The following is a 26599-nucleotide window of genomic DNA, read 5'->3' on the forward strand; positions in this document are numbered from 1 at the left end:
CTTTTTATAATTCACTTAAGAGTCTTAATCTAGGATTTCAGTCACCTGACCTGCACCTACAGTTCTACCTCCCTCACGGATTGCAAAACGTAAACCTATATTTAATGCGATAGGTTGAATAAGCTCAACAGTAATTGTTAAGTTATCTCCAGGCATTACCATTTCAATTCCTTCTGGAAGCGCAATGTTTCCAGTTACGTCAGTTGTACGTACGTAGAACTGAGGACGGTAATTATTATGGAATGGAGTGTGACGTCCACCTTCTTCTTTTTTAAGGATATAAACCTCAGCTTTGAAGTTTTTATGAGGAGTTACAGATCCTGGCTTAGTAATTACCATACCACGAGAGATCTGAGTTTTCTCAATACCTCTTAATAAGATTCCTGCATTATCTCCAGCTTCTCCTCTATCTAATATTTTACGGAACATTTCAATACCAGTAATAGTAGAAGTTAATTTCTCAGCTCCCATACCGATAATCTCTACAGGATCTCCTGTATTTGCAACTCCAGTTTCAATACGACCTGTAGCAACAGTACCACGACCAGTAATAGAGAATACATCCTCGATAGGCATTAAGAAATCTTTATCTGTATCACGTAACGGCTCTTCAATCCAAGCATCAACTGCAGCCATAAGCTCCATAACTGTATCTACCCACTTTTGCTCATTGTTTAAAGCACCTAAAGCAGAACCAGCAATTACAGGACCATTATCACCATCATACTCATAGAAAGAAAGAAGTTCTCTAATTTCCATTTCTACTAGCTCAAGTAATTCATCATCATCAACCATATCCACTTTATTCATGAATACAACGATACGAGGAATACCTACCTGACGTCCAAGAAGGATATGCTCACGTGTTTGTGGCATAGGACCATCTGTAGCAGCAACCACAAGAATAGCACCATCCATTTGAGCAGCTCCAGTTACCATGTTCTTTACGTAATCGGCGTGACCTGGACAGTCAACGTGCGCATAGTGACGGTTTGCAGTTGAGTACTCAACGTGTGAAGTATTAATAGTAATACCTCTTTCTTTTTCTTCAGGAGCATTATCGATAGAATCGAATGATCTCAGTTCTGATAAACCTGCGTTTGCAAGTACTGTAGTGATCGCAGCAGTAAGTGTAGTTTTACCGTGATCTACGTGCCCAATTGTACCGATATTTAAGTGCGGCTTCGAGCGGTCAAAAGTTTCCTTTGCCATGATTTAATATTTAATCTTAGTTATTATTAGTGTTTATTCTTTTTGATCGTTTTTATCTTTTGATTAAACACAAAAGAGAGTATGACCAGCACTCTTATTTTTTTTTGAGCCAACGACGGGATTTGAACCCGTGGCCTCTTCCTTACCAAGGAAACGCTCTACCCCTGAGCTACGTCGGCTAGTTTACGCTTTCGCGAAAGCTCAATACCCAAAGGCATTTAGAGCGGGAGACCGGGTTCGAACCGGCGACATTCAGCTTGGAAGGCTGACGCTCTACCAACTGAGCTACTCCCGCATTTATTAATACTACATATAATAGTACTAAAAGGTTATTTTCAATATTTCAAAATAGATCACAAACAAAACAGCGCAGTGATACAAAAAATTTTCAAGTAAAAATGCAGTACATTTTTACTTGAAAATAGTAGTGTGGGGAGAGCAGGATTCGAACCTGCGAAGTTAAAAACAACGGAGTTACAGTCCGTCCTCGTTGGCCGCTTGAGTATCTCCCCTTCTTATCAATTTTTCGGATGCAAAAGTATGCATTTTAAATCGATAATAAACAATAATTTTAAAGAACTTTTTTAATCTTTTATTTTGAGCCGATGGAGGGACTCGAACCCACGACCTGCTGATTACAAATCAGCTGCTCTAGCCAGCTGAGCTACATCGGCTTTTTAACTTTCAATATCTTTAATGAGACATAAAAAAAGTCCGTTATTTCTAACGGACTGCAAATGTAGACAATTTTAATATCTAACAAAACATTTTATTTATTTTTTTTACGCAATTCTAGCTCTTAATTTTTCTTTTCTTTTTTTAAGCACTCTTTCAAGCGATTGCACGCATACATCCGTCCCTTCTTCAAAAGATTTTGTGTTCTTTTTTACAATAAACTCGTCACCGGGGACACTTATCAATACTTCTACAATTTTATTTTCAGGTTTATTATTAGGTTCTAGCTTCAAAAATACATCTGCGTGTATTATCTTATCATAAAATTGCTCTAACTTATTTAACTTCTTCTCGATAAATTCAATCAATTTTACATCTGGGTCAAATTGTGGTGCTTCAACAGTTACTTTCATATGCCACTATATTTTAAGGGTTAGAACTTGGTAGTACTACTACCATACTTTGGCAAACAAAATCACTTCTTATTTCGAGGATGCGCATTATTATAGACGTTGCGCAATGTTTTAATACTATTATGTGTATAAACTTGCGTAGAAGCTAAACTTGCATGGCCCAACAAATCTTTTACAGTATTTAAATCGGCGCCTTGGTTAAGCAAGTGGGTAGCAAAAGAATGTCTAATAATATGAGGACTCTTCTTGATTTTGTTTGACGTCTTACTAAAATAGCGATTTATTATTCTATAAACAAGTGTATCATACAATTTAACGCCCTTCTTTGTGATAAGTAATGGAGCATCATTCATATTTTGAGAAATCTCATTTCGCTTTTCTAAATACTTAGAAACTGTCTTACAAACATTAGGCAACAAAGGCATGATTCGCTCTTTGTTGCGTTTACCCACTACTCGGATTGTTTTTTGAGAAACATCTACACTACCTATTGTGAGACTAATGAGCTCTGCTCGTCTCATTCCTGTTCCATACAACAACTCTAACAGCAAGAGATCACGTACTGATTCAAAATCATTAGAAACAGTTAATAGGTCAAATACTCCAGACACTTCTTTTTCAGAAAAAGGAATTTGAAGTTTTTTTGAAGTTTTTAAGGCTTTATGCTTTACCAAAGGAGACACCTTAAGTACTTCTATTTTCACAAGAAATTTATAGAACGATTTTAACGACGAAACCTTTCTATTAACACTCCTATTAGAAACCCCTTCATCTACAAGCGATACTATCCAACTTCGTATTTGGTTATAATGTATTGTTTGAAGTTCTGTTTGATCATAATTTGCTTTCGCGAAAGCAATAAAAACCTCAATATCTTTTTGATAAGCTAAGATCGTATGTTTACTATACTTCTTTTCTAATGTAAGATAATCTATAAAAGCATCGAGATACATATTCTACAATAAGCGTTCTTTAAAGGAATTTCGCTTAAAGCGAAAATAAAATAACCGTTACTTCACAAAGATATACTTTATAAAGTAACGGTTATATATTTTGAAAGAGGTACTCCCTTTCTAAAAATCCAGACATCTCATAAAAAGTTATGAGTGACGGATACTGTTTTTAGATATTTTCTTTATCTCTAAGACCTTGGATATATGCTGCCTTTTGGATTTCACGTCTTCTACTTACAGAAGGTTTTGTGAACTGCTTACGCTCTCTAAGGTTACGCATAGTCTTTGTACGATCAAATTTACGCTTGAAACGTTTAAGCGCTCTATCTATATTTTCTCCGTCTTTTACTGGTATAATTAACATAGTGGGACCTCCTTTCTTTAAATTCTTATTCTGTTTTCAGGCTGCAAATATACTACTAATAGTTATTCCTGCAACTTCCTATTGAATTATTTTATGCTTTTGTTTCAGTTTGCACTTTATATTCTTTTTTGTCGATAATCATTTTAGCAATAATCTCTCTAAGAATATCTGATGTTCCGCCTCCTATTGGTCCTAATCTACTATCTCTTAAAAGTCTAGCCATAGGATATTCTTCCATATAACCATACCCTCCTAACATCTGAAGACAATCATAAATTACTTCGTCAGCAATTTTGGTAGCTGTCAATTTTGACATCGTTGCTTCTTTTACCACATATTCTCCTTTATCAAGACGGTATGCAATAGCATAATTAAATGTTTTTGACATCTCTACTTCAGCTTTACGCTCTGCTATTTTATGACGTAATGCCTGAAAACGATCTATGGTTTGTCCAAATGCCGTACGTTCTTTCATGTATTCTAATGCATAATCTATAGCATACTCTGCCCTTGCATGTGCATTAATCCCCATAATTAAACGTTCTGTAGCAAAATGTTGCATGATATACCCAAATCCTTTGTTTTCCTCACCCATTAGATTAGCTACTGGTATACGAACATTGTCAAATGCAATTTCCCCAGTATCTGAAGCTCTCCATCCTAATTTATCTAATTTTGTAGCAGACACTCCAGGTGTATCACGGTCTACCACAAAAATACTCATTCCTTTTCCTCCTAACTCAGGCGCTGTTTTTGCTGCAACTACTAGATAATCTGAATAGACTCCATTTGTTATAAATGTTTTGGAACCATTTAAAACGTAATGATCTCCTTCTTTTACAGCAGTAGTTCTCATACCCGCTACATCACTTCCACCAAAAGGCTCAGTAATACATAAACATCCTATTTTTTCTCCCGTAATACTTGGTGCAAGATATTCAGATTTTATTCTTGTATCCCCTTCAGCATTAAGGTGGGTCATAGCAAGATACGCATGTGCCCATATAGCAGCAGCAAAACCTCCAGAATTTATTTTCTGAAGTTCTTCAAGAAGAATGACTGTATAAAAGAAATCTAATCCCATACCTCCATATTCTTCTGGGTATGCAATTCCAAAAAAGCCCATTTCTCCAAACTTCTCCCAGATAAAACGATCAATCTTTCCGGTTTCTTCCCATTTATCTATGTGAGGAACCACCTCCTTTTGAAGAAAATCCTGTAAACTTTCTCTGAAAAGATTATGTTCTTCTGTAAAATATAATTCGTTCATCTTTATTGTTAAATTTAGGCCTAAAATTGTAAAATTGTTAAACAGATTTGTAGTTGTTCTATTTAACAGACAAATATAACTTAATTCTAGCATATTTGTAGTCTGTCATACCATCTAGTCCTGACAATTCTTCTAACGATTTTATACCTTCGTGTAGTATTCTATAATCTACAATTTCTTTTGCGAGGTCAAAATTAAGAAGTGGAATTGTAGCTAAATCTGATGCAGAAGCTGTGTTTACATTTATAAATTGTACTGCAGGCTTTTCTTTTACAGTGTACTCATTAAGTATAGCCCGTTTTTGTTTTGTAGTAACACCATACACATCATACAACTGTCCATCCATTTGATACCCTCCAATTTTTTGGATATGCCTCAGTATTCTATCTGCAGCAACTTCATCTATACCATCAATCACTAGCAAAGATTCTAAAGTTATCTTATTAAGGTCTTTCTTTTGATCGTACGTTTTCCATTTTGGCTGAGAATTATACGTTCTTTTGGGTTTTGGATTTGTCACCCATTCTGGAAATTTAAAATAAGGAGAAATAATAGTTAGTAATGAGTCTGAGACTTTAGTTACTTTCTTAAAGTCTGAAATAGAGTTGATCCATTGTCCGCTTTCGCGAAAGCGGTGTAAGCGATCTACCTCTTCTACTTTCATGCCTAGTGTGTACCCTTTATAATCTGTAATATAATTAGGGTTAAAAGGATATATTTTAGGTTTTTTATTTTCTATCGCAATTAATTTAAGCGAATCTATTTGCTTTTGAAATGCAAGAACTTCCAATTGTTCTTCATCTGAGATAGCAATATCTTGTGTAGGTTCATACAAGAAGGAGACTCCAATAAGCAAAAGAATGAGTGCACTAAAAACTAAAATCCCACTTCTTTTTTGTCGATCATAAAAGAAATGGGATTTGAAGTTATTCATTATAGTATATTTTACTATTGACTATTACCTGCTTTTATAGCATCTAAGAATCTTTTTAATTGCTTCTTAACTACTGGGAATAAGAAATAGAGTCCTACCATATTCGGGAATACCATTGCAAAGATCATTGCATCAGAGAAATCCCATATAGACTGCATACTTGCAGATGCTCCAACAACTACAAAAGCTAAGAATAAAAATTTATAAACTAAATCTGCTGTCTTTCCTCGTCCAAATAAGAACTTCCAAGATTGCAGTCCATAGTATGACCAAGAAATCATCGTAGATACAGCAAATAAAACTACCGCGATAGTCAAGAACACATTAGAATAAGGAATATACTCAGCAAATGCTTTAGAAGTGATCCCTGCTCCTTCATAAGATATTCCATCTATAAGAACAGCACCTGAACCATCTCCTCCGTATTCAAAGAATCCTCCAAAGTTAAATATCACAATCACCAATGCTGTCATTGTACAAATCACTACGGTATCAATAAAAGGTTCTAATAAAGCCACAAGACCTTCACTAGCTGAATATTTTGTTTTTACTGCCGAGTGTGCAATAGAAGCAGATCCTGCCCCAGCTTCATTTGAGAATGCTGCACGTTTGAAACCTACCAATAACACTCCTATAACACCACCAACTCCAAAGGCCGTTGGATTAAAAGCTTCTTTTACAATTAAACCAATTGCATCATCTATTAATGAGAAATTGCTTAATATAATATATAGACAAGCTACAATATACATTACAGCCATAAGAGGTACTACTTTTTCTGTCACAGAAGCTATACGCTTAATACCACCTATTATAATAACACCTACTAGAACTGCTAAAACAACTCCAATCCAGAAACCAGCTCCTGTGCTTTCTAGATTAAAAATTTCTTTTAAAACTATAGTTGCTTGGTTAGACTGCGCTGCATTACCACCTCCAAAAGATCCTCCAATACAAAAAATCGCAAAAAGAACTGCCGCTATCTTACCTAGAACAGCAAATCCTTTTTCTTTCAATCCTTTACTAATATAGTACATAGGACCTCCATAAACTGTTCCATCTGGTCCTACATCACGATATTGTACCCCGAGTGTACATTCTACAAATTTTGTAGACATACCTAACAAGCCACAAATAATCATCCAGAATGTAGCTCCAGGTCCACCTAATGCAATAGCTAATGCAACTCCAGCAATATTACCATTACCAACGGTACCAGATACTGCTGTAGCCAGCGCCTGAAAGTGACTTACTTCCCCATCTTGACTTTCATCTCTAATCGTATCAGGAATATCTCCATCTACACCAGCACGCTCATCACCTAGAGAATGCCCCCCTTCAATATCATCGTATTTACCACGAACTACATTAATTGCTTTTCCAAAATATCTGATATTAGGAAATCCAAAATAAATAGTAAAAAATAAAGCACTTGCTACTAAAAGAACTAATACAAATGGAATATCCGGGTCTTTCCAAACAAGAAAGAATATCGTATCACTAAAAAAATCGGAAACTGGTTTGAAAGCTTGATCTATTTTTTGATCTATCCCTACTTCTTGACTTTCTTGGGCAAAAATCAAAAAAGGAGTTAAAATGGCTAAAAGTGAAAGAAGATATTTCTTCATCATTTAATGTATGTTAGGTTATTATTAAATTCAGCTAGCAATATGCAAAAAAAAGCTCCTTAATCAAAGGAATGACTCTTAAAATCGGTTACAAATACTAAATTCCAAAAATACGATGTAGGTTTATTATTTGTTCTGGACGCCCTATAACAACTAGTTTAGAGTCTTTTTTTAGAATAAAATCTGCACTAGGATTCACCGTATATTTTCCTTCTGGAGATTTATAGCCTATGATAGTACACCCCGTTTTATAGCGTAAATCTATGTCTTTGATACTTACCTCTTTTCCATCAGGACAAAATTTTTCAAACCCAATTTCTTCTACATTAATAGAGTCTTCTTCCCCAACAACAGATAGATTATCTAAGAATTCTATAAGATCAGGCACCACTACAAGCGAAGCCATATGATCTCCTCCTATTCTATTAGGCATGATCACATTATCTGCTCCTGCCAGTTTTAATTTCTTTTGAGAAGTTTCATACTCTGCTCTACTTATGATTTTAAGTTTTTGATTTAATTGCCTTGCACTTAATACAACAAATAAATTATCTGCATCATCTGGCAATGCAGAAATTAGTGTACTAGCTCGTTCTACTCCTGCATTTAACAATATCTCATCTTCATTAGCATTTCCATTTACAAATAATGTATTGGCATCTTCATAACGTTGTACGACATCTTCTTCTTTGTCTATAATAACAAAAGATTTATTGTAGGCACGCAGTTTTTCTACTGCCTGCTTACCATTACGTCCATAACCACATACAATAATGTGATTAGATAATTTATCTATTTGTTTCTGCACTTTTTTATGTTTTATAGTATCATAAGCGTTTCTACTTATAATATATTCTGTAATTACGGAAATAGCATACCCCACTATAACAACACTACACAATATAAGAATAACTGTGAAAATTTTTGCTTCAGGAGTAAGCGGGTTTACTTCACCAAATCCAACTGTAGTTACTGTAATAACAGTCATATATAGTGCATCTACCCATTCATAACCAGCAATCACCCTATATCCTAAAACTCCAATCAGTAATGTCACCAACACTAGTGTGATCGCTACATATATTTTAGATCTAAAAAATTCAAACATATACTATAGATCAAAAACCGAAGTTCGTTTTGTATACACTAAATCTTTGAGCTTTAATAAAAAAGCAGATGTCAGATATAATGCAAAACCAACACCTAATGTTGCAAAAGACATATATATAAAAAACAATCGCACATTTTTTGCTCGCATCCCAAGCCGATCTGCAAGTCGAGAAGAAACATAAAACCCATGCTTCTCAAAATAATGCCTGATATTATATACAAGTTTTAACATTACTGCAAAATACAAAAGTATATGTACATCCTTTGTATCTTTTTGCATCATAATATCACAAATATCCTATTAAAGACGTATTTTTAAATAAAAAACTATGTTTGGACTTTTTGGAAAAAAATCACCACTAGAAAAACTACAGAAACAGCACAAAAAAATACTTGAAGATGCGTTTAAACTTTCAAAAATTAATCGTTCAGAAAGTGATGCGTTATATGCAAAAGCTGCCGAAATAGAAAAAGAGATTGCTACACTTTCTGTTAATAAATAAATTAGAAATCTTTTTAGCAATAGGTAGTTTTTGAAATCCCTATTTTATATTTGTAGCTATGGAACATTTCATCGTATCTGCTAGAAAATACCGCCCTCAGACATTTAAAGATGTTGTGGGTCAGCAGGCTATAACCAATACGCTTGAAAATGCCATTGCCAATAATCACCTCGCACAAGCTCTTTTATTTTGTGGCCCTCGTGGTGTAGGGAAAACAAGTTGTGCGCGTATTTTAGCAAAACGAATTAATCAGGATGAAAATACACGCCCAGATGAAGATTTTGCTTTTAATATTTTTGAATTAGATGCCGCTTCTAATAATTCTGTAGATGATATTAGAAATCTTATTGATCAGGTACGTATTCCTCCGCAAGTTGGCACCTATAAAGTTTATATTATTGACGAGGTTCATATGTTATCACAAGCCGCTTTTAATGCGTTCTTAAAAACATTGGAAGAACCACCTAAGCATGCCATCTTTATACTTGCTACTACAGAAAAACATAAAATCATACCTACTATATTATCGCGTTGCCAAATTTTTGATTTCAAAAGAATCACGGTAACAGATGCAAGAAAACATCTTGTTCAAATTGCACAAGAAGAAGGTATAGAAGCAGATGAAGAGGCTTTGCATATCATTGCTCAAAAAGCAGATGGTGCGATGCGAGATGCTTTATCTATATTTGATAGAGTTGTGAGTTTTAGCGGTAAAACGCTTTCGCGAAAAGCGGTAACAGAAAACTTAAATGTTTTAGATTATGACACCTACTTTACGGCTACAGATCATATTCTAAAAAACGACATTCCACAATTGCTTTTACAATTTAATGATATACTATCTAGAGGATTTGATGGTCATCATTTTATTGCAGGACTTGCCTCTCACTTTAGAGATTTAATGGTTTGCAAGAATCCACCAACCATACATCTACTAGAAGTAGGCGATGGCACAAAAAAGAAATATTACGAGCAATCACAACAAACTGAACTTGCTTTTTTATTAAAAGCAATTGATATGGCAAATAGTTGTGATCTCACCTATAAAACAAGTCGTAACCAAAGACTACTTGTAGAACTTTGCCTGATGCAACTTGCCTCTATCACCTATGATGGAGAAAAAAAAAATGACCAACCTTTCATAATTCCACCGTCGTTTTACAAGCTATCACCTGAAAGTGCTCAAAAAGCAGATAGGACATTAAAAGCATCTGTTCCTATTACCAAGACTACTGAAGCGCCAACGCAACCAGTAGCGCCCATAGAGACTTCAGTCCAACCTGCTATTGAAAAAGAAGAAAATAGTGTTGCCATAAATGTTACGACTCCAGCACAACCAGCAGCACACATAGAAACTTCAGTCCAACCTACGGTTGAAAAAACGCATACAGAAACACCACCTGAAGCCCCAAAAACAACCCCTAAACCAGATGTGGTACAACCTAAAATTGCCATTACAAAAGAGCGAATTTCTGGGCTATCTATAAAAGGCTTACAACGTAAGAAAGAGTTAGAAGAAAAACGTAAAGAGCAGAAAGTAGATGTTACAAATCTACCTAAAGAGCCTTTTACAGAAATAGCAATGCAAGCAGCCTGGAAAGAATACGTCGTTAAATTATCTAATAGAGGAGAAAAAATCATAGCTTCCAATTTAGAAGCAGACACTCCAAAACTAGATGGTACCATCATAAAATTAGAATACCCTAATGCAACTATGAAGGTAGAGGTAGAAAGAGCGCAAGGACCTTTACTAGAATTCCTTAAAAGGAAATTGAATAACTATGACATCACTCTTGATATTATCGTAAATGAGGAAGTACAACGTAAATACGCTTATACACCTCAAGAAAAATATGATAAATTAAAGGAGTATAATCCCGATTTAGAAATTCTTAAACGTGCATTTGATTTAGAATTATAATCTATGGAAGAAAAAGAGCCTATACAGATGCTACATCTTAAATTGCCCACAGATCCAAGATGGGTAAATATTGTAGAAAAAAACATTGACGAAATCCTTACAGATCATGCATATTGTGAACAAAAAGCAGCCTCATCTGCTATTTCATTTATTATTGGTTTTCCAGAGTATTCAGAACTAGTATCAGAAATGAGCGACTTAGCACAAGAAGAAATGAGTCACTTTAAAATGGTACATGATATTATGACTGAGCGTGGCTTAACACTAGGAAGAGAACGTAAAGATGCATATGTACATAAATTGCGTTTTTACTTCCCGAAAGGGGGATCAAGAGTAGAGAGTTTAATTAATAGGCTTCTTGTAGCGGCCCTTATTGAAGCTAGAAGTTGTGAACGTTTTCGTTTACTTTCTGAAGAATTAGAAGATAAAAAATTGGCGCGATTTTATAAGAAACTAATGATTAGTGAGGCTGGACATTACACCATGTTTTTACGCTTTGCTCGTCAGTATGGTGAACGAAAAATAGTAGACGCAAAATGGCAAGAACTTCTTGAATTTGAAGCTCAAGTAATGAAAGATCTTAGCGTAAGTGAAAGCATTCATGGGTAGTATCTTATCATTATAATAAAACAAAAAATCCCGAATCATTAGATTCGGGATTTTTTGTTTTTATTTAAAATAGTTTACTTATAATCGGTAACCAATACTTATGGTAAAGTAACTATTTTTCCCTTCAGCATTTGTTAATATATTATCTGTGTTTGGAGTAATATCAGCAGTCTGAGAGAATAACGGCAGTACTACAGCAGCATCGTCTTCAAATACATCTGTAAAACCAATTGTATATCTAGCTTCTACAAATATATTCTCTGTAAATTGATATCCAAACCCTCCAAATCCTGAAAATTCAAAACTTGTAAAATTAGCAGATTGCTCAAATGCAGATATTTTTAATCCAGCTTGAGGTCCAACATTTACAAAGAATTTATCAAGATTAATTTTAAGCCCTAATGGCAATTGAAGGTATTCATAACGAAGTCCTTCAAATTTATTTCCTTGAGCAGAATATGCAAATTCAGGTTGAAAACTTAAACGCTCACTAAGTGGTATTTCTGCAAAAAACGAAGCTGCAAAACCAATTCTACTCCCTTCTTGAGAATCAAATCCACCTTGTCTAGGTGTATCGCCTGCTGTATTTACAATATCAAAAGAAAAGCTATTAATCTGACTTACATTCAACCCTAATTTAAAACCATATCCTATTTCTTGTCCATAGGATAATGAACAGAATACAAACATAAAAATGCTAGATAACAATGTAATTTTTTTCATAATCTATAAGTGTTATATACTATAAAATTGTTGTTCTAATACAACTCTTCTATAGCTAAAGTATTTATCTTCCGAGTGAAAGATACATTCTTTTGTGGGTTTAATGAAAAAAAACAAAAGAAGGATGACTATTAATCTTTGAATGTTTAAAAAACATCGATTAATGACCAGTATTGGTTTCAAGTTGAACGATAAAACCCTCTATTTTGTCTTGTATAATGTCTTTATAATACCATCTGAGAGTCCAATACTAGGCACAACAATATGTTCTGCATTAGACCATTTCATAGTTCTCAAGTAAATTTCAAGTGCTGGAATAATTACATCAGCTCTATCGGGATTAAGACCTAATTTAACAACACGCTCATCATAACTTAACGCATCTAACATTTCATAAAAATTGAGCATATTTAAATAAGAAAGAGATTTCCTTGATTTCTTCCTATTCATTTTAATAATCTTATTGATATTACCTCCAGAACCAATAACTGTGATTTTAGAATACCCATTTGTATGTTCCTTAATCCAATCAGATAGTGCTACCCACTTAGATTCATCTACAAGGTTTTTTAAAATACGTACAGTTCCTATTTTAAAGGATTTAGAAACTTTAACCTCTCCTTGATCATATAAAGTACATTCTGTACTTCCTCCTCCAACATCAACATACAAATACACTTTATCTTTTTCTATAACACTATATAAGTCTGTTGCAGCAATAATAGCTGCTTCTTCTTTTCCATCAATAATTTCTATCTCTACAGAAGATGTTTCTTTTATAATTTGCACCACCTCATCTCCATTTGAAGCTTCACGCATAGCAGATGTTGCACAAGCTCTATAATACTTAACTTGATGAGCATTCATAAGCAATCTAAACGCCTGCATGGCATCTATCATTCTTTGCTTATTTTTTTCTGAAATTTCACCTACAGAAAAAACATCCTCACCTAAACGAATAGGAACTCTGATTAACTCATTCTTTTTAAATAATGTAGGACTATTTTCTTGTTCTATAACATTAGCAATCAGAAGTCTTATAGCGTTAGAACCTATATCAATAGCAGCATATTTTTCAATAGTCAACATTAATCATTCAGCGCATTTAAGTAATAATCATAAGTCGCAAATTGAGATCTTACCTTTGGTTTATCATTCTCTACATATGCATTATCCTGTCTCTCATTAAGTTTTCGTGCCTTTACATTATCATTCCAGCATATATCTAGTGTTTTTAAGATTTCTCTTTTAACATCTTGATCATAAATAGGGCAACTCACCTCTACTCTATTGTCTAAATTACGAGACATCCAATCTGAAGAAGATATATAAACTTTAGACTCGTCACCTTTTCCAAAAACATATACTCTAGGATGCTCTAAGAATTTATCTATCACGCTAATAGCACGTATATTTTCACTTAATCCAGGTACTCCAGGAATCAAACAACAAATACCTCGTATAATTAAATCTATTTTCACTCCAGCTTGACTAGCTTCATACAACCTATCAATAATAGCATAATTAGATAGACTATTCAGTTTAAGACAAATATATCCTTTTCCTCCTTCTTCTACTTTTTCTATTTCTTCATCTATTAATCTATAGAACGTATTTCTACTGTAATGAGGAGATACTACTAAATGCTTATACTTATTGACGATATAATTTGTATCAAAAAACACAAATAACTTAGACAAATCTTTTAGGATTTTTTGATCTGCTGTAAACAAGGTATAGTCTGTATAAATATTGGCTGTCTTATGATTAAAATTACCTGTACTTATAAAGCCATATCTCACTATTTTTTCCTGTTCTTCTCTCTCTATCACACACACTTTACTATGCACTTTTAATCCAGGTACACCAAAAATAAGTTTCACTCCTTGGTTTTCCATTTGCTTAGCATACATCATATTTGACTCTTCGTCAAAACGCGCTCGCAACTCTATTTGAACAGTTACTTCTTTTCCATTTTGAGCTGCATTAATTAAAGCACTGGCTATATGAGATATTTTTGCAAGTCTATAGATCGTAATTTTTACCGACCTTACTTTTGGATCTAATGCCGCCTCTCGTAAAAACTTAATGGTATAAGCAAATGTGTGATAAGGAGCATATTGCAAGTAGTCTTTTTGAGCTATTTTCTCAAACATACTACAATCCAAAGTAATCCCTTTTATAGGAAGCGGTTTCTGTTTTGGGTATAATAAATCTTTTCGCCCTAAACTAGGGAATCCCATATAATCCTTTCGGTTATGATATCTCCCACCTGGAATGATACTATCATCATTTTCTATATCCAGTTTTTTAAGCAAGAAAGCTAATGTCTCCTCCTCTATCGTCTTATCGTATACAAAACGTACAGGCGCTCCATCTTCTCTACCTTGTACAGACTTTGATAGTTTTTCTATAAAACTTTTACCTAAATCTGATTCTATATCCAGCTCAGCATCACGTGTAATTTTAATCATGTGAGCTGAGATAAATTTATAATCAAAAATATTGAAGATACTATCCAGATTATATCGTATGACATCATCTATCATAATAATACGATCCTGATCATCTATTTTAGGAAGCACAATAAAACGATCGATACTACTAGGAATTTCAAGCAATGCATACATAGGCGCTTCCTCACCATTCATCACCATTTTTATAGTAAGGTATGCATCTAAATCCTGTATACGTGGTAACTCTACATCTTCACGTAAGATAATAGTTTCAATCGCTGGGCTTATCTCTTCTGTAAAAAAGTCTTTTACAAACCTCTGATGCTCTTCATGCTCAATCTCTGTTTCTTTAATTACATGAATTCCTTCCGCTTCAAGCTTTTTATAAATATCCTGTAAGATATGTAAACTTTCTGCCTGTTGTTGTATCACAATATCTGTAATCATGGGCAGAAGCTCTTCTGCTGTATATACCCCTAATGCTTTTCTACCCTTACGTCCAGCTCGCACAATACGACGAACTGTAGCATAACGAACTTTAAAAAATTCATCAAGATTATTAGAAAAGATACCTAAAAAACGGAGTCGTTCTATTAAAGGGACGGTCTCATCGGCAGCTTCTTGTAATACACGCCCATTAAACTGTAACCAACTTAACTCTCTATTTATATACTTGCTCTTCTGGAGTTCATTCATTCTTTATAATTCTTTAGGTATGCATGTAAAAATAGTCTCTCCCAGACTTATATCCTTCCAATGATCTGTATTAAATTTAATAGCTGTAAACCCACATGTTGGTACATTATCTACATAATTATTTCCATATGTATTTACAAAATTAGTCATTGCATTATTATGTCCAAAAACCATAAGACAGCTTACAGAATCATCACAATTCCGAATCACTTCTAGCAAATCACGTCCATCAAAATCATACAGTTTGTAATCCAATTTGATTTCTTCTTCAGGTATTTGATACGCTTTCGCGAAAAAAAACGAAGTGGTCTTAGCACGCATCGCATCACTACTCATCATCAGGTCTGGCTTTGGCATCTTACTTGCCACATGAGCTGCCACTCTTGGCGCATCATTGAGTCCTCTATCATTTAAAGGGCGTTCGTGATCTATCACATCAAATTTCCAACTTGACTTCGCATGTCTAACTAAATACAATGTTTTCATATCTCAGGGCGCTAAACGTTCTTTTATCCATTGCTGATCTTCCAGTTTATACCGAATCCTATCATGAAGTCTACTCGGTCTTCCTTGCCAAAACTCCATAGAAACAGGTGTTACTATATAACCACCCCAATGTGATGGCCTTGTAATATCTTCATGCTCATATTTCGCTTTAAGCGCAGTCATTTTATCTTCTAAAACCTGACGATTTTCAATAACCGTACTCTGATCTGAAACCAAAGCGCCTAACTGACTATCTTTAGGTCGTGCATTAAAATAACGATCCGACCGTTCTGGAGTTACTTTACGTACCTCTCCTTTAATCACTATTTGACGCTCCATACTAGGCCAAAAAAAAGAGAGCCCAATCTTCGCATGCTTTGCCATACTCACCCCCTTCTCACTCTCATAATTTGTATAAAATACAAATCCCTCTTGATCATACTCTTTAAGCAATACAATACGAGATTTAGGGAAACCATCTTCTCCTAATGTAGCAAGCGTCATCGCATTAGGTTCTTTTACCCCGCCATCTTCTTCTATTTCCTTATACCAAATAGCAAATTGCTCCATAGGATGTGCGCTCATATCGTCTATAAGCAAAGCTCCTTTTGCATAATTTTGTCTAAATGCATGTAAGTCTCTATTCATACGTGCTAAGGTACGAGAAAGCTAACGAAGTTAAAAGAAGTCACTCAGGGTTTTACACAGAATTAACCTTATATAACCCACTTTTAAATAGGGGCATTCACCCCTTGCTATAATCTATTGACTTTTATAACTTTACAAGTAAACTATTCTCACATGAAATCACAAAGACATTTCCTACCATACTGCTACATAGCATGTACCCTATTTTTGCTTAGTAGTATCACCTCTTGCGTTAGTACTCGTGTCGAAGCAAATCCATATCAAGATGGTGCTGTAAATATTGCATGCCAAAAAAAAAGTAGCTGGAGCTACTTCTGGGGATTAAAACAAAAAACGGTAAGTGCCAATCCAGAAATAGAAGGCACCGAATGTCCGTGTAGAAATAAAGCCATGACTTGGGTTCAAACAAAATCATCTTTAGGAGATTTCTTATTAAGCTTAGTCACTGTAGGAACTGTAAATCATAGAACCGTTACCTATGGCTGTGCAAGAGATCAAGAAGGTGATGGAGGATTAGACGATTAATACCACATAGTATGATACCAGAAGGATTAGAAAAACTACCCATTCAAGAATGGACCAATAAGCACGAAAACTTTACGCACAATCTTGTTCCCAATACTTCCTTTAAAGTATTTAACCCAACTGGAGCAAGCAGAAGAGAGCGTTATCATAAAAGCACTAAAAACTTTCAATGGCTCATCAAACACGGAATTGATAATAACATTAGACTCCGTGCTATGGGAAGTGGTTGGTCATTTACCAAAGTAGGTGTCACCGAAGGGGGGCTGATTGATACGGCTTCTTTAAATTTTTCATTTCCGCTTACGCGAAACTATGTAGCGACCGACTACCCAAAACAACCACAAGACTTATACTTCCTACAGTGTGGTAGTATTATCTATGAAATCAATAATCGTCTTTCGACTAAAAACCCTGCTCGATCTATTAAAGCATCAGGAGCCAGTAATGGCCAAACTATTGCAGGAGCTTTATCTACCGGAACACACGGAGCTGCTTTTGAGGTAGGTGCTATCCAAGATTTTGTAGTAGGATTACACATTATTACAGGACCTAATGAACATGTGTGGTTGGAGCGAGCTTCTTATCCAGTTGCGGCACCTAAATTTGTAGATTGGTTGGATGCCAAAATCATTAAAGATGATGCATTATTTGAAGCGGCTTTAGTGAGTTTCGGAAGTTTTGGTTTTATACATGGCGTCATGATAGAAACCGAACCTATTTTCTTATTAGAAGAACACCGCAAAGGAGATATCCCATACAATGCCGATCTAAAAAAAGCCATGACACAACTAGATTTCTCTGGTCTTAATTTACCTGGAGCTGGTTCTAATAAAGAATTATACCACTTTGAAGTACTCTTTAACCTTCATAAGTTTGAAAAGAACAATCCTAGTAAAGGTGCCTTCTTAAAGTATATGTATAAAAAACCCTATCAGCTTCCATACACTCCGGTAGTACGTGATAATAATTTTACCTATGGGGATGATTTACTGGGTATTATGTCTTCTACTTTAGATCGATTAGGCGTCATTTCGGATCTTTTAATTCCTCCAATGGTCAATACGATGTTTGGATTGGCTTTTGCTCCGCAACCTCCACAAACAGGAACTATACGCGAACTCTTCAACTACACAAAATTTAGAGGAAAAGTAGCCAGTGCCGCTATAGGAATAGACATCAAAGATTCAGCAAAAGTAGTAGAAGAAATTATAGACGTCAATAAAAAATGTCCATTCCCAGGAGGACTTTCGTTACGCTATGTAAAAGGAACTAAAGCTACCTTAGGATTTACAAAATTTACACATACCTGTGTCCTAGAAATGGATGGTGTAGATAGTAAAGCCGCACGTACTTTTTATGAAGCTGTCTGGAATCGATTGGAAGAAAAGAACATTCCATATACACTTCATTGGGGAAAAATCAATTTCAACCTCAACAAAACCCGTGTTAAGAATATGTACGGTACCGCTAATGTAAATGCATGGATCGATGCTCGTAATACGTTATTATCTAATGAAACAGCAAAGGTATTTACGAATAAGTTTATAGAGCGTTGTGGTTTAGATACGCTACTGGGACCTATTGTTTAATTTTTAGAAAAGAGTCTAGATCATAGAATATAGATATTTACAAAATAGAATAGCACTCTATTTTGTGTTACTCTAAGTGCACACCTCTTACTATATTCATTATGGGAATGTGACTAGGTACGCTTTCGCGAAAGCGTATAATGAATTATAAAATTACAATAGTTTTACACCTCCCTTACCCTCCTTCTTAGGAGGGAATACTCAGATGAAAACATAATTAGTTACACTACTTCAACAGATTCGGCATGACATTTCGCGAAAGCGGAAAGAAAATTTTTATGGATATGAGTTTCCCTTCTAAGAAGAGGGGATTAAGGGGTGTATTATTCAAAACAAAGAAATCTATATTCTAAGAACGAAGCGGTCTATGTTCTCTATTCTTTTTCGCGAAAGCGAAAACCACTTACTTTTTCTTCTTCTTCCCTTTTACAAATCCTTTTTGGATAAGGAGATCACGGATGGCTTTATTATGCTTTACGATGCGCATATGCTCTTCATAAGAAAGTTCTTCATCGTCATATAATGCTTCGTAATTTTCAAGTAATTCCACCTCATCAGAGGCTAAAAAATAGCGTCTGTGTTCTGTATAACCATCTGCATCAAGGAAATATTCACAGACATACCCATTATCTTCTATAATCTTAAAAGCAATGGTAATATTATTTTTTACGGCAGTAGATCCTGCAATTCGATATACACGATCGAGATAGGTGTCTTGTTTTACCAAAAAAAGATTACGCGGAATTAATTGATCAAAATGCTCTTGAAGTTGAGCAGCAGCGGCTTTGGATATTTTTTTCTTTTCTTCCATGATCTTTTCTTATCTCTTTTAAAACGTAAATACTTTCCCATCATCTGCTAGATGAACATTTGGGTATATTGTTTCTGCTTCTTCTCTAAATGCTTCTAGGTCATTATATCGTGTAGAGTAATGTCCTAAAATAAGGTTTTCTACATTGGCTTGTTTGGCAATACTAGCGGCTTGTTTGGCAGTACTATGTCCCGTAGGTTTGCACAGATGCTCATGACTATCCAGAAATGTAGACTCGTGATACAGAGCCGTTGCATTTTGAATCTGATCGGCAATCACAGGTTTGTAACGCGTATCGCTACAATAGGCATAGCTCTTTGGTTTAGGTGGATCAAATGTAAGCTCTGAATTAGGTACAATAGTACCATCTTCTAGCGTCACATCACCTCCTTGTTTGATTTTATTGAAATAGGCTTTATCAATATTGAGATTCAGTACGGCATTGATGTCTAATTTGCGATCTCCTTCTTTCTCTTGAAAGTAATACCCATTAGCATAAATACGATGTTGCAACGGAATGGTAGTAACCGTCACTGCATCATCTTCATACACCAATTCAGGTTCTTTACTACTCAGCTCTTTAAAATGTAATGGGTAGCTCGTAAAATTTTGCATCAATTTCAGCTGTAGCAACACAATTTCTTTAATTCCTACAGGCCCATAAATTGTAAGCGGGGCCGTTCGTTTTAATAAACTAAAGGTAGAGATCACACCCATCAAGCCAAAAAAATGATCACCATGTAAATGCGAGATAAAAATATGCTTGATGCGCACAAACTTTATTTTATTTCGCCGTAAGGCAACCTGTGTTCCTTCTCCACAATCTATTAAAAACACATGATTACGGATATTTAATACTTGCGAAGTAGGGTTTTTAAACGCACCCGGAGCAGCGGCATAACAGCCTAAAATAGATACGGTGCAGGTACTGCTCATGAGTGTTTTTTGTTTATGAATAGGAACGCGAAAATAAATATAAGTTGAGAGAATTAGATTCTTTCTTTTCTTTTTTTCATTGACAAAAAAAGAAACAAAAAAGTCTAGGCTGGCGAAACCTTGTCTAAATTTATTGTTCGTCTCCTAAATTTCAGAAACTCGCTATGCTCAAACAGTCTGAAATTTTGCGGAACCTTCACGTCAAATTTCACGACAACCTTTCGAAGGCCAAAACCAAACTAGCATGTAGTTAGATTTGGAAAGTATTCTAATTCTGGAAAACGATATTGAGATTCCCCCCGAAGTTAATGCTGAGTGAAGTCGAAGTACAGCAATGAAATTAAAACCCAAGATCACGCTCGATTTCCTCCATTTGGATGATATCTTCGGCTTCTTGTAAGGTAGGTACCACAACCATTTCGTCTGGGATCACATCATAATCAATCCCTGTATTTACAAATACAAATGATTTTTTATCGGCGCGTTGGTAATTTGAAAGTTTAATAAAAGCTACAAGTTGCTCTAATGTCAATTCGGTGTATTTTAAAAGATCAATTACTAAGTTTAAATCTTCATATTTTTCAGGAACTACATACTCCAAGTACGACGCAAACTTTAATACATCATCATGTTCATCTTCAAGAATGGTATACGTATCTTTTTGTGTGACCTTCATTATTGTTTGATTTTAGAAGCTAATAAATATAAGACCGCCATACGAACAGCAACTCCGTTTTCGACTTGATTCAGGATAATTGCCTGATCAGAATCGGCGACATCACTGGTGATTTCCACACCTCGATTAATGGGACCAGGGTGCATAATCACAATCTCTTTATCTAACGAATTTAATAAGGCTTTATCTACTCCATATTGCTGGGTATATTCTCTAGTACTTGGGAAGTAACTAATATCCATACGTTCATTTTGCACACGTAGCATATTAGCCACATCACACCATTCCAGTGCTTTTCGGAGGTTTAACTCTACTTCAACTCCTAAGCTTTCAATATATTTTGGCATCAAGGTTTTAGGACCACATACTTTGACATTAGCCCCTTGTAATTTCAGCGCATAAATATTGGATAATGCCACACGACTATGTAGAATATCACCTACAATCACCACATTCTTCCCTCCTACATCGCCCAAACGTTCTCGTATCGAATAACTATCTAGTAATGCCTGTGTAGGGTGCTCATGTGCTCCATCACCTGCATTCACAATACTCGCATTAATGTGTTTCGATAAAAACACACCCGCTCCTGGATTAGGATGGCGCATCACCACCATATCTACTTTCATAGATAGGATATTATTTACCGTATCAATAAGTGTCTCTCCTTTTTTCACGGAAGAAGCCGCTGCTGAAAAGTTAATCACATCGGCACTCAATCGTTTTTCAGCAAGCTCAAAAGAAAGTTTGGTACGCGTACTATTTTCAAAAAACAGATTGGCTATCGTAATATCACGTAGGGAAGGCACTTTCTTGATCGGTCTATTGATCACCTCTTTAAAGTTATCGGCGGTTTGGAAGATCAGATCAATGTCTTCTTTGGTGATGTATTTTATTCCTAGTAAATGTTTTACACTTAATTCACTCATGGCTACTTATTAATGACATACACGGTGTCTTCACCTTCATTTTCTACCCAACTCACTTTTACTTTCTCTTCGTTAATGGCATCTACTTGACGCCCTCGGTAATCAGGTTGTATAGGGAGGTGTCTGCTAAAACGTCTGTCTATCAAACACAATAATTCTACTTCTTTAGGTCGTCCAAAACTCTGTACTGCAGTCAACGCCGCATTGATACTACGTCCTGTATAGAGTACATCATCTATAAAGACCACTTTTTTATTTTCGACTACAAAATCGATCTGCGTTTTATTGGCGGCTAGTATTTTTTCGCTTCTGCGAAAATCATCCCGGAAGAATGTAATATCCAAATACCCCAATTCTACATTTTCAATCTTGTAGGTATCGGTGAGTAATTGTTTGATCCGTTCGGCTAGAAATATCCCACGTGGTTGAATTCCTATCAGTACGGTATCGGTAAAGTCTTCGTGATTTTCAATGAGTTGACAAGCCAGTCTATTGAGGATAATATGTACCTCGGTCGCATTAAGTAATACTTTTTGACTCATAGATGATTCCAAAACAATGTTCGGAGAGCAAAGATAGGGAGTTTTTTTGTTTTTATTTCCGCTTTCGAGGAACAACGTGACGAAGAAGTTTATACTGAGCTTGTCAAAGTACGAAATTGGATTTAGGACATAGGACTGGAAGACGTAAGACGTAGGACACTATTTCTTGTGAATTGTCTTATGTCCTATGTCTTATAGCGAAGCGGTCTTACACCATTTCATCAAAAAAAGAGATCCCACATCTAATTCACTCTTATGCGATTTCTCATCATTCGTTCCTCATTCTGTCGAAATGACTAAGGAAACGTCTATATTCTTTTTATGACTTGTTATCATAGCATTGATACTTTCTCAACCTTTCGACAACCCACCATTTTCTAGTTATAGGTTAAAGATTTAAAAACATATGATAACCTCATCAAACATAGACGTTAGCATGTAAAATATTGTATATTAGCTTTATACTAACGTTAGCATTAATAAAAACTCAAACCTTGAAAAAAAGCTATAAATGGAAATAAAAGAATTATCAGATATATTAAGTCATAATTATACGAATGCTTATAATGGTGAAAAGGTTGTTCAAATACATTTATTCGGAATTAAATATGGTGAGATTATAAGAAAGGAAAAATATTCTTCTAAAGATATTATTAATCAATCAGGATTGAATGAATCTTATGTCACGGAATTAAATAAAGGAATAAAACTAAGAGAAAAAGTTGTCTTTGAAAATGATGAACTAGAACTAAATAATTTAGGAAAAATTCTAAAAGACAACTATGAAAACGCTAAAAATGGAGAAACTGTTTCTTCTATCTATTTGTTTGGAATTAAATACGGAAAACTCATTAAAACGAAAAATTATTCAATCAATGAAATTATAAGCATCTCGGAAATTAATGATTCTTATTTTGCTGAATTAAATAAAGGAATAAAATTATCTGAATACATTACGATAAAATAAAATGGCATTAAAAGATTTAATAAAAGACCAGTTAATTATAATTGATGACCATAAAAGAGGTACTCAAGAAATTAAAGATTTTGACAATCCAGAAAATGATGTACACATTGATAAAGAAACCAATTTTCCTATAAATGGAAAGAGACAGAAATTAAAAATTAGAATACCTATTAATTCAGACCAACCTATAAAAGTTGAAAATAAAAGAAAAAAAATCGAACTACCCAGGAAACTAAATAAGGAGATTAAAAAAGCGTTTGAAAACAAAAAAACTAGAACTGAATTTATAAGAGATGTTATAGAAACACTTTCTGACTATGAATCAAACTTAAGATCGGAAGAACAGGTTATAATAGTTTTAAAAAGACTATCAAAGCATTTTGGTTTAGAATGGGATGAAGAAATAATAAAAAAATATAAAGAAGAAGTTCTTTTAGCATACACACAATTTTTCATAGATGATCAAGGTAGAAAATTTTTTATAAAATTGGATAGACAAAGAATAAGTATTGGAGAAAATAATGGTTATACAAAACAATTTAGAAAATATAATCCGTAAAATTACTACTGCCAACAACGTATATAATTTATTGCTAGTTCTTGCCTACTAACGAAAATATTCGCAGATTTTCTATTCTGTTTTTATTTACTAAATTCAATGTTTAAACCACTCTACAAAAAATATACAAACCCGTTAGCTGTAATATGAAACAAAATAGAATCCTGATAAATGAACCTATCTGAAATTGTAAAAAACCCATATTACTTAAAAGACCGAGAGGAACTATTCAATTATCAGTTGTTTTATGAAATAAAGAAAACAGGGCTTGAAAATAAAATTGATTTTGAGTTATTGGAACCCATTATAGACAAAAATGGATATGACTTATTAATTAAATACAGGAATCATTCAAAAGCAATTCAATTAAAATCTGCTGAGAGAAATGGAACAAGTAGTTGGAAAATAAATAAAAAATTTTTCAAACCAATAACACTACTCGAAGCGAGTACTATTATTCCAAATTCTAATGCAAGTCATATTGGTCTTGGCGGTGGAATAATTTTAATTGAATATTTTATTACAGTTGAAAATAAGGTTGAAATAAAATACTATTACACTGACTTTGTTTGTATATCCTTTTTCTTGAGAAAAAGAAAAGAATGGCCTCTTCAAAAATCACTTCCGGAATTCATAAAAGATATTTACGAAGAGGGAAATGGCAAACATAAATTCAGTATCCCAAAATCATTGTTTTTTGAAGTTAATATAGAACAAATGTTGTACTTAGCAAGAATTTTACCAGTCACAGATAGTTTAAAAAACCCAGGAAGTTGGTTTTTTAATTATCCTAAAATTGATGAAATTATTGATTGTGATAGACCCGTAAAAAAATTTAAAACTAAAAAAATGCTTGAAAGCGGAGAGTCTATTAGTTTTAACTTAGAAGTTTATGATATATTCAATTGCAATTATGTACATTCTGAAATATCGATAAACGGAAAAATGAAAATATAAAATACTACAGCTAACAATGGCTATAAACAATTGCTTTTACGGGCTTATTTTGAAAAGGCAGTACTAAACCACGCAACTGTCCATAACCGAAACCATTAACTTTAATTTAATGCACGACTTCAAAAATCGAAAAATACAAGAATTATATAATTATTTAGTCGATGATTTTGATTGGAATGACTTTACCTATGGCCAATCCTATGTTTTAGAATCGTTTGGAAAACATATTGACAAGTTAAAAGATGAGGATTGGAATTATTTCGAGAAAAACATAGATTTATGGGCTTCGGAAGTTCTTCATCGGTTAGCCATAGTAATTGCCGAGTACAATTCAAAAAACCTAAATTATGTTTTGCAAAAGAGAGTATATTGTCTTGCTTTGATAAACTGTTGGGATAAAGAAACTTGTGATTTGTGTACTAATTTATCTGCAGAATTAGGTTTAGTTATAGATTTAGATATAGAAATTTTAGAAAGAGTAATTGAACGACTTGAACAATTACTGAATCATTATAACGTTGTTGCCAATTATCAAGCCGAAGAGCATACAAAGCGTACAATAGAATTTGTTAAAAAAAAACTAACCTTAACAATTGAAAAAACTAAAGCTAATAAGGTATAAAATCCCCCGCCAGCACTCATTTCCAATCAGTACTTTCTAAGCTATACCTATAAAAGTAACTATTGTAATCGCAACGCATCTTATGTTGTTTTCGAGCGCGTTCTTACTGTCAGGCAGGAGTAGAAAAACGATAACAATTTCTGTTAAAACTGATGTGCATTAAAAAGCCCAAAAGCGACATGCTCTTGGGCAAAAAATCATATTTTAATGAAATAGATTATGTAGTTAACTGACAAACATATTCATATGTATATGTACTGTCATTGGTTTTCAGAATAATGGCACAACTATACCCTGTACCCCACACAAGATCAGTATCAAGTACTTCAATGTGTTGTTTAATAGGCTTTCCTGTAACATAATCTGTGTCTGGATTTGATGGAAATCCATTTTGGTAAACCTCTATGTACATGTTATACGGAACCATGGTTGCCGCTGATGTTAATCGAAGCTTCCCTTGATATTCTTCAGCAGTAAGCTTAAAATCGATTTCTCCAGTTCCAACAACTGGACTTGCTTTCATTTCATTTGGGGCAACAGCCGCAACCAAACTTTCTGGTCTTTTTACTTCTTGATTCATAATTTTAGTTTTAGATGTTAATATTTGTAATAAATGGCCTATAAACTCCAACATACTAGTACATTACAAATCTCATTCTTTTATGAGTTCTTGAATAACGTTAAACTACCTGAATTAAAAAATCAGTCTAAATACCTGACTTATAGATTATTACATGCAAGGTAAGATCAAAGAAAAGCAACAAAAAGATATTGCTATATGCAAAAATGGCTAAAAAATGTCCAAATACCGAAGACTGAATCCTCTCTAGTGCTTATTTGTTATGAGTGCTTTAAAGTTCTATATTCATAAGTACTACGACCATC

29 protein-coding genes and 4 tRNA genes are annotated in these 26599 nt (G+C 34.3%); 9 read left to right on the top strand and 24 right to left on the bottom strand.

Annotated elements, in window-relative coordinates:
* Positions 1-24: 24 nt before the first annotated feature.
* From tuf to CHB80_RS20335, 13 genes are all read right to left on the bottom strand, one after another.
* Positions 25-1212, bottom strand: coding sequence for an elongation factor Tu (tuf, locus tag CHB80_RS20275; protein WP_089373345.1), 1188 nt, complete (start codon positions 1210-1212; stop codon positions 25-27).
* A gap of 107 nt (positions 1213-1319) precedes the next feature.
* Positions 1320-1391: transfer RNA gene (locus CHB80_RS20280), tRNA-Thr, on the bottom strand.
* A gap of 43 nt (positions 1392-1434) precedes the next feature.
* Positions 1435-1507 (bottom strand) — tRNA-Gly (locus CHB80_RS20285).
* A 135-nt stretch (positions 1508-1642) separates the two neighbouring features.
* Positions 1643-1724, bottom strand: a tRNA-Tyr gene (locus tag CHB80_RS20290).
* 88 nt (positions 1725-1812) lie between these two features.
* Positions 1813-1886, bottom strand: a tRNA-Thr gene (locus CHB80_RS20295).
* Positions 1887-1994: 108 nt separating this feature from the next.
* A complete protein-coding gene (gene hpf, locus CHB80_RS20300; RefSeq protein ID WP_089373346.1) occupies positions 1995-2300 on the bottom strand; it encodes a ribosome hibernation-promoting factor, HPF/YfiA family in 306 nt (101 codons plus the stop codon).
* A gap of 62 nt (positions 2301-2362) precedes the next feature.
* The gene (locus CHB80_RS20305) at positions 2363-3253 is read right to left on the bottom strand and encodes a tyrosine-type recombinase/integrase (protein WP_089373347.1); all 891 of its coding nucleotides are present in this window, start codon (positions 3251-3253) and stop codon (positions 2363-2365) included.
* Between the two features lie 169 nt (positions 3254-3422).
* The gene (rpsU, locus tag CHB80_RS20310; RefSeq protein WP_089373348.1) at positions 3423-3617 is read right to left on the bottom strand and encodes a 30S ribosomal protein S21; all 195 of its coding nucleotides are present in this window, start codon (positions 3615-3617) and stop codon (positions 3423-3425) included.
* Positions 3618-3708: 91 nt separating this feature from the next.
* Positions 3709-4887: an acyl-CoA dehydrogenase family protein gene (locus CHB80_RS20315; RefSeq protein ID WP_089373481.1), complete on the bottom strand. Its 1179-nt coding sequence runs from the start codon at positions 4885-4887 to the stop codon at positions 3709-3711.
* 58 nt (positions 4888-4945) lie between these two features.
* Positions 4946-5821 (bottom strand): helix-hairpin-helix domain-containing protein, encoded by an 876-nt coding sequence (locus CHB80_RS20320; protein WP_089373349.1) that lies wholly within the window; start codon positions 5819-5821, stop codon positions 4946-4948.
* A 14-nt stretch (positions 5822-5835) separates the two neighbouring features.
* Complete coding sequence (locus CHB80_RS20325) at positions 5836-7449, bottom strand: alanine/glycine:cation symporter family protein (protein WP_089373482.1); 1614 nt, start codon at positions 7447-7449, stop codon at positions 5836-5838.
* Positions 7450-7546: 97 nt separating this feature from the next.
* On the bottom strand, positions 7547-8557 hold the full coding sequence (locus tag CHB80_RS20330; protein WP_089373350.1) for a potassium channel family protein: 1011 nt from the start codon (positions 8555-8557) through the stop codon (positions 7547-7549).
* Positions 8558-8560: 3 nt separating this feature from the next.
* Complete coding sequence (locus CHB80_RS20335) at positions 8561-8791, bottom strand: PspC family transcriptional regulator (RefSeq protein WP_089373483.1); 231 nt, start codon at positions 8789-8791, stop codon at positions 8561-8563.
* Between the two features lie 97 nt (positions 8792-8888).
* On the opposite strand from CHB80_RS20335, the gene CHB80_RS24465 reads away from it, so the two are divergent.
* From CHB80_RS24465 to miaE, 3 genes are read left to right on the top strand one after another with little or no spacing between them, the layout of a single operon-like run.
* The gene (locus tag CHB80_RS24465) at positions 8889-9062 is read left to right on the top strand and encodes a Lacal_2735 family protein (protein WP_143337199.1); all 174 of its coding nucleotides are present in this window, start codon (positions 8889-8891) and stop codon (positions 9060-9062) included.
* Positions 9063-9120: 58 nt separating this feature from the next.
* On the top strand, positions 9121-10983 hold the full coding sequence (locus CHB80_RS20340; protein WP_089373351.1) for a DNA polymerase III subunit gamma/tau: 1863 nt from the start codon (positions 9121-9123) through the stop codon (positions 10981-10983).
* Positions 10984-11010: 27 nt separating this feature from the next.
* Complete coding sequence (gene miaE / locus CHB80_RS20345) at positions 11011-11592, top strand: tRNA-(ms[2]io[6]A)-hydroxylase (RefSeq protein WP_089373484.1); 582 nt, start codon at positions 11011-11013, stop codon at positions 11590-11592.
* Positions 11593-11670: 78 nt separating this feature from the next.
* Here the strand turns inward: miaE and CHB80_RS20350 are convergent, their stop codons facing one another.
* From CHB80_RS20350 to pdxH, 5 genes are all read right to left on the bottom strand, one after another.
* On the bottom strand, positions 11671-12315 hold the full coding sequence (locus CHB80_RS20350) for a porin family protein (protein WP_089373352.1): 645 nt from the start codon (positions 12313-12315) through the stop codon (positions 11671-11673).
* 201 nt (positions 12316-12516) lie between these two features.
* On the bottom strand, positions 12517-13404 hold the full coding sequence (locus CHB80_RS20355) for a Ppx/GppA phosphatase family protein (protein WP_089373353.1): 888 nt from the start codon (positions 13402-13404) through the stop codon (positions 12517-12519).
* Positions 13404-15467 carry a polyphosphate kinase 1 gene (ppk1, locus tag CHB80_RS20360; RefSeq protein WP_089373354.1) on the bottom strand — a complete coding sequence of 688 codons (2064 nt, stop codon included), beginning with the start codon at positions 15465-15467 and terminating at the stop codon, positions 13404-13406. The genes CHB80_RS20355 and ppk1 overlap by 1 nt, the downstream gene beginning before the upstream one ends.
* Positions 15468-15470: 3 nt before the next feature.
* Positions 15471-15953 (bottom strand): SixA phosphatase family protein, encoded by a 483-nt coding sequence (locus CHB80_RS20365; RefSeq protein WP_089373355.1) that lies wholly within the window; start codon positions 15951-15953, stop codon positions 15471-15473.
* Between the two features lie 3 nt (positions 15954-15956).
* On the bottom strand, positions 15957-16601 hold the full coding sequence (pdxH, locus tag CHB80_RS20370) for a pyridoxamine 5'-phosphate oxidase (protein WP_089373356.1): 645 nt from the start codon (positions 16599-16601) through the stop codon (positions 15957-15959).
* Between the two features lie 153 nt (positions 16602-16754).
* Between pdxH and CHB80_RS20375 the strand changes: the two genes are divergently transcribed.
* Both CHB80_RS20375 and CHB80_RS20380 read left to right on the top strand, forming a co-directional pair.
* The gene (locus tag CHB80_RS20375; RefSeq protein ID WP_089373357.1) at positions 16755-17126 is read left to right on the top strand and encodes a hypothetical protein; all 372 of its coding nucleotides are present in this window, start codon (positions 16755-16757) and stop codon (positions 17124-17126) included.
* 11 nt (positions 17127-17137) lie between these two features.
* A complete protein-coding gene (locus CHB80_RS20380) occupies positions 17138-18715 on the top strand; it encodes an FAD-binding oxidoreductase (protein WP_089373358.1) in 1578 nt (525 codons plus the stop codon).
* A 403-nt stretch (positions 18716-19118) separates the two neighbouring features.
* Here CHB80_RS20380 and CHB80_RS20385 read toward each other — a convergent pair whose 3' ends face one another.
* The 5 genes from CHB80_RS20385 to pyrR form a co-directional block, all read right to left on the bottom strand.
* Positions 19119-19526: a hypothetical protein gene (locus tag CHB80_RS20385; protein ID WP_089373359.1), complete on the bottom strand. Its 408-nt coding sequence runs from the start codon at positions 19524-19526 to the stop codon at positions 19119-19121.
* An 18-nt stretch (positions 19527-19544) separates the two neighbouring features.
* A complete protein-coding gene (locus CHB80_RS20390) occupies positions 19545-20462 on the bottom strand; it encodes a ribonuclease Z (RefSeq protein ID WP_089373360.1) in 918 nt (305 codons plus the stop codon).
* A 340-nt stretch (positions 20463-20802) separates the two neighbouring features.
* Positions 20803-21138 carry a ribonuclease Z gene (locus CHB80_RS20395; RefSeq protein ID WP_089373361.1) on the bottom strand — a complete coding sequence of 112 codons (336 nt, stop codon included), beginning with the start codon at positions 21136-21138 and terminating at the stop codon, positions 20803-20805.
* Positions 21138-22067, bottom strand: a complete 930-nt coding sequence (locus CHB80_RS20400) for an aspartate carbamoyltransferase catalytic subunit (protein ID WP_089373362.1) — start codon at positions 22065-22067, stop codon at positions 21138-21140. The genes CHB80_RS20395 and CHB80_RS20400 overlap by 1 nt, the downstream gene beginning before the upstream one ends.
* A gap of 2 nt (positions 22068-22069) precedes the next feature.
* A complete protein-coding gene (pyrR, locus tag CHB80_RS20405; RefSeq protein ID WP_089373485.1) occupies positions 22070-22609 on the bottom strand; it encodes a bifunctional pyr operon transcriptional regulator/uracil phosphoribosyltransferase PyrR in 540 nt (179 codons plus the stop codon).
* Positions 22610-23120: 511 nt separating this feature from the next.
* Between pyrR and CHB80_RS24890 the strand changes: the two genes are divergently transcribed.
* The 4 genes from CHB80_RS24890 (at position 23121) to CHB80_RS20430 (ending at position 25714) form a co-directional block, all read left to right on the top strand.
* Complete coding sequence (locus CHB80_RS24890) at positions 23121-23576, top strand: HTH-like domain-containing protein (RefSeq protein ID WP_218823098.1); 456 nt, start codon at positions 23121-23123, stop codon at positions 23574-23576.
* A gap of 1 nt (position 23577) precedes the next feature.
* A complete protein-coding gene (locus CHB80_RS20420) occupies positions 23578-24135 on the top strand; it encodes a hypothetical protein (protein WP_089373363.1) in 558 nt (185 codons plus the stop codon).
* A 171-nt stretch (positions 24136-24306) separates the two neighbouring features.
* Positions 24307-25092, top strand: coding sequence for a hypothetical protein (locus CHB80_RS20425; protein WP_089373364.1), 786 nt, complete (start codon positions 24307-24309; stop codon positions 25090-25092).
* 109 nt (positions 25093-25201) lie between these two features.
* Positions 25202-25714, top strand: coding sequence for a hypothetical protein (locus CHB80_RS20430; RefSeq protein WP_089373365.1), 513 nt, complete (start codon positions 25202-25204; stop codon positions 25712-25714).
* A 217-nt stretch (positions 25715-25931) separates the two neighbouring features.
* Here the strand turns inward: CHB80_RS20430 and CHB80_RS20435 are convergent, their stop codons facing one another.
* Positions 25932-26294, bottom strand: a complete 363-nt coding sequence (locus tag CHB80_RS20435) for a hypothetical protein (protein ID WP_143337200.1) — start codon at positions 26292-26294, stop codon at positions 25932-25934.
* Between the last annotated feature and the right edge of the window lie 305 nt (positions 26295-26599).

The organism is Dokdonia pacifica, from assembly GCF_900188275.1.
Lineage (GTDB): Bacteria > Bacteroidota > Bacteroidia > Flavobacteriales > Flavobacteriaceae > Dokdonia > Dokdonia pacifica.

Excerpts from the sequence above, each read along its gene's own strand:
- tuf (WP_089373345.1), bottom strand. The coding sequence starts at position 1,212 with ATGGCAAAGGAAACTTTTGACCGCTCGAAGCCGCACTTAAATATCGGT.
- hpf (WP_089373346.1), bottom strand. The coding sequence starts at position 2,300 with ATGAAAGTAACTGTTGAAGCACCACAATTTGACCCAGATGTAAAATTG.
- CHB80_RS20305 (WP_089373347.1), bottom strand. The coding sequence starts at position 3,253 with ATGTATCTCGATGCTTTTATAGATTATCTTACATTAGAAAAGAAGTAT.
- rpsU (WP_089373348.1), bottom strand. The coding sequence starts at position 3,617 with ATGTTAATTATACCAGTAAAAGACGGAGAAAATATAGATAGAGCGCTT.
- CHB80_RS20315 (WP_089373481.1), bottom strand. The coding sequence starts at position 4,887 with ATGAACGAATTATATTTTACAGAAGAACATAATCTTTTCAGAGAAAGT.
- CHB80_RS20320 (WP_089373349.1), bottom strand. The coding sequence starts at position 5,821 with ATGAATAACTTCAAATCCCATTTCTTTTATGATCGACAAAAAAGAAGT.
- CHB80_RS20325 (WP_089373482.1), bottom strand. The coding sequence starts at position 7,449 with ATGAAGAAATATCTTCTTTCACTTTTAGCCATTTTAACTCCTTTTTTG.
- CHB80_RS20330 (WP_089373350.1), bottom strand. The coding sequence starts at position 8,557 with ATGTTTGAATTTTTTAGATCTAAAATATATGTAGCGATCACACTAGTG.
- CHB80_RS20335 (WP_089373483.1), bottom strand. The coding sequence starts at position 8,791 with ATGTTAAAACTTGTATATAATATCAGGCATTATTTTGAGAAGCATGGG.
- CHB80_RS24465 (WP_143337199.1), top strand. The coding sequence starts at position 8,889 with ATGTTTGGACTTTTTGGAAAAAAATCACCACTAGAAAAACTACAGAAA.
- CHB80_RS20340 (WP_089373351.1), top strand. The coding sequence starts at position 9,121 with ATGGAACATTTCATCGTATCTGCTAGAAAATACCGCCCTCAGACATTT.
- miaE (WP_089373484.1), top strand. The coding sequence starts at position 11,011 with ATGCTACATCTTAAATTGCCCACAGATCCAAGATGGGTAAATATTGTA.
- CHB80_RS20350 (WP_089373352.1), bottom strand. The coding sequence starts at position 12,315 with ATGAAAAAAATTACATTGTTATCTAGCATTTTTATGTTTGTATTCTGT.
- CHB80_RS20355 (WP_089373353.1), bottom strand. The coding sequence starts at position 13,404 with ATGTTGACTATTGAAAAATATGCTGCTATTGATATAGGTTCTAACGCT.
- ppk1 (WP_089373354.1), bottom strand. The coding sequence starts at position 15,467 with ATGAATGAACTCCAGAAGAGCAAGTATATAAATAGAGAGTTAAGTTGG.
- CHB80_RS20365 (WP_089373355.1), bottom strand. The coding sequence starts at position 15,953 with ATGAAAACATTGTATTTAGTTAGACATGCGAAGTCAAGTTGGAAATTT.
- pdxH (WP_089373356.1), bottom strand. The coding sequence starts at position 16,601 with ATGAATAGAGACTTACATGCATTTAGACAAAATTATGCAAAAGGAGCT.
- CHB80_RS20375 (WP_089373357.1), top strand. The coding sequence starts at position 16,755 with ATGAAATCACAAAGACATTTCCTACCATACTGCTACATAGCATGTACC.
- CHB80_RS20380 (WP_089373358.1), top strand. The coding sequence starts at position 17,138 with ATGATACCAGAAGGATTAGAAAAACTACCCATTCAAGAATGGACCAAT.
- CHB80_RS20385 (WP_089373359.1), bottom strand. The coding sequence starts at position 19,526 with ATGGAAGAAAAGAAAAAAATATCCAAAGCCGCTGCTGCTCAACTTCAA.
- CHB80_RS20390 (WP_089373360.1), bottom strand. The coding sequence starts at position 20,462 with ATGAGCAGTACCTGCACCGTATCTATTTTAGGCTGTTATGCCGCTGCT.
- CHB80_RS20395 (WP_089373361.1), bottom strand. The coding sequence starts at position 21,138 with ATGAAGGTCACACAAAAAGATACGTATACCATTCTTGAAGATGAACAT.
- CHB80_RS20400 (WP_089373362.1), bottom strand. The coding sequence starts at position 22,067 with ATGAGTGAATTAAGTGTAAAACATTTACTAGGAATAAAATACATCACC.
- pyrR (WP_089373485.1), bottom strand. The coding sequence starts at position 22,609 with ATGAGTCAAAAAGTATTACTTAATGCGACCGAGGTACATATTATCCTC.
- CHB80_RS24890 (WP_218823098.1), top strand. The coding sequence starts at position 23,121 with ATGGAAATAAAAGAATTATCAGATATATTAAGTCATAATTATACGAAT.
- CHB80_RS20420 (WP_089373363.1), top strand. The coding sequence starts at position 23,578 with ATGGCATTAAAAGATTTAATAAAAGACCAGTTAATTATAATTGATGAC.
- CHB80_RS20425 (WP_089373364.1), top strand. The coding sequence starts at position 24,307 with ATGAACCTATCTGAAATTGTAAAAAACCCATATTACTTAAAAGACCGA.
- CHB80_RS20430 (WP_089373365.1), top strand. The coding sequence starts at position 25,202 with ATGCACGACTTCAAAAATCGAAAAATACAAGAATTATATAATTATTTA.
- CHB80_RS20435 (WP_143337200.1), bottom strand. The coding sequence starts at position 26,294 with ATGAATCAAGAAGTAAAAAGACCAGAAAGTTTGGTTGCGGCTGTTGCC.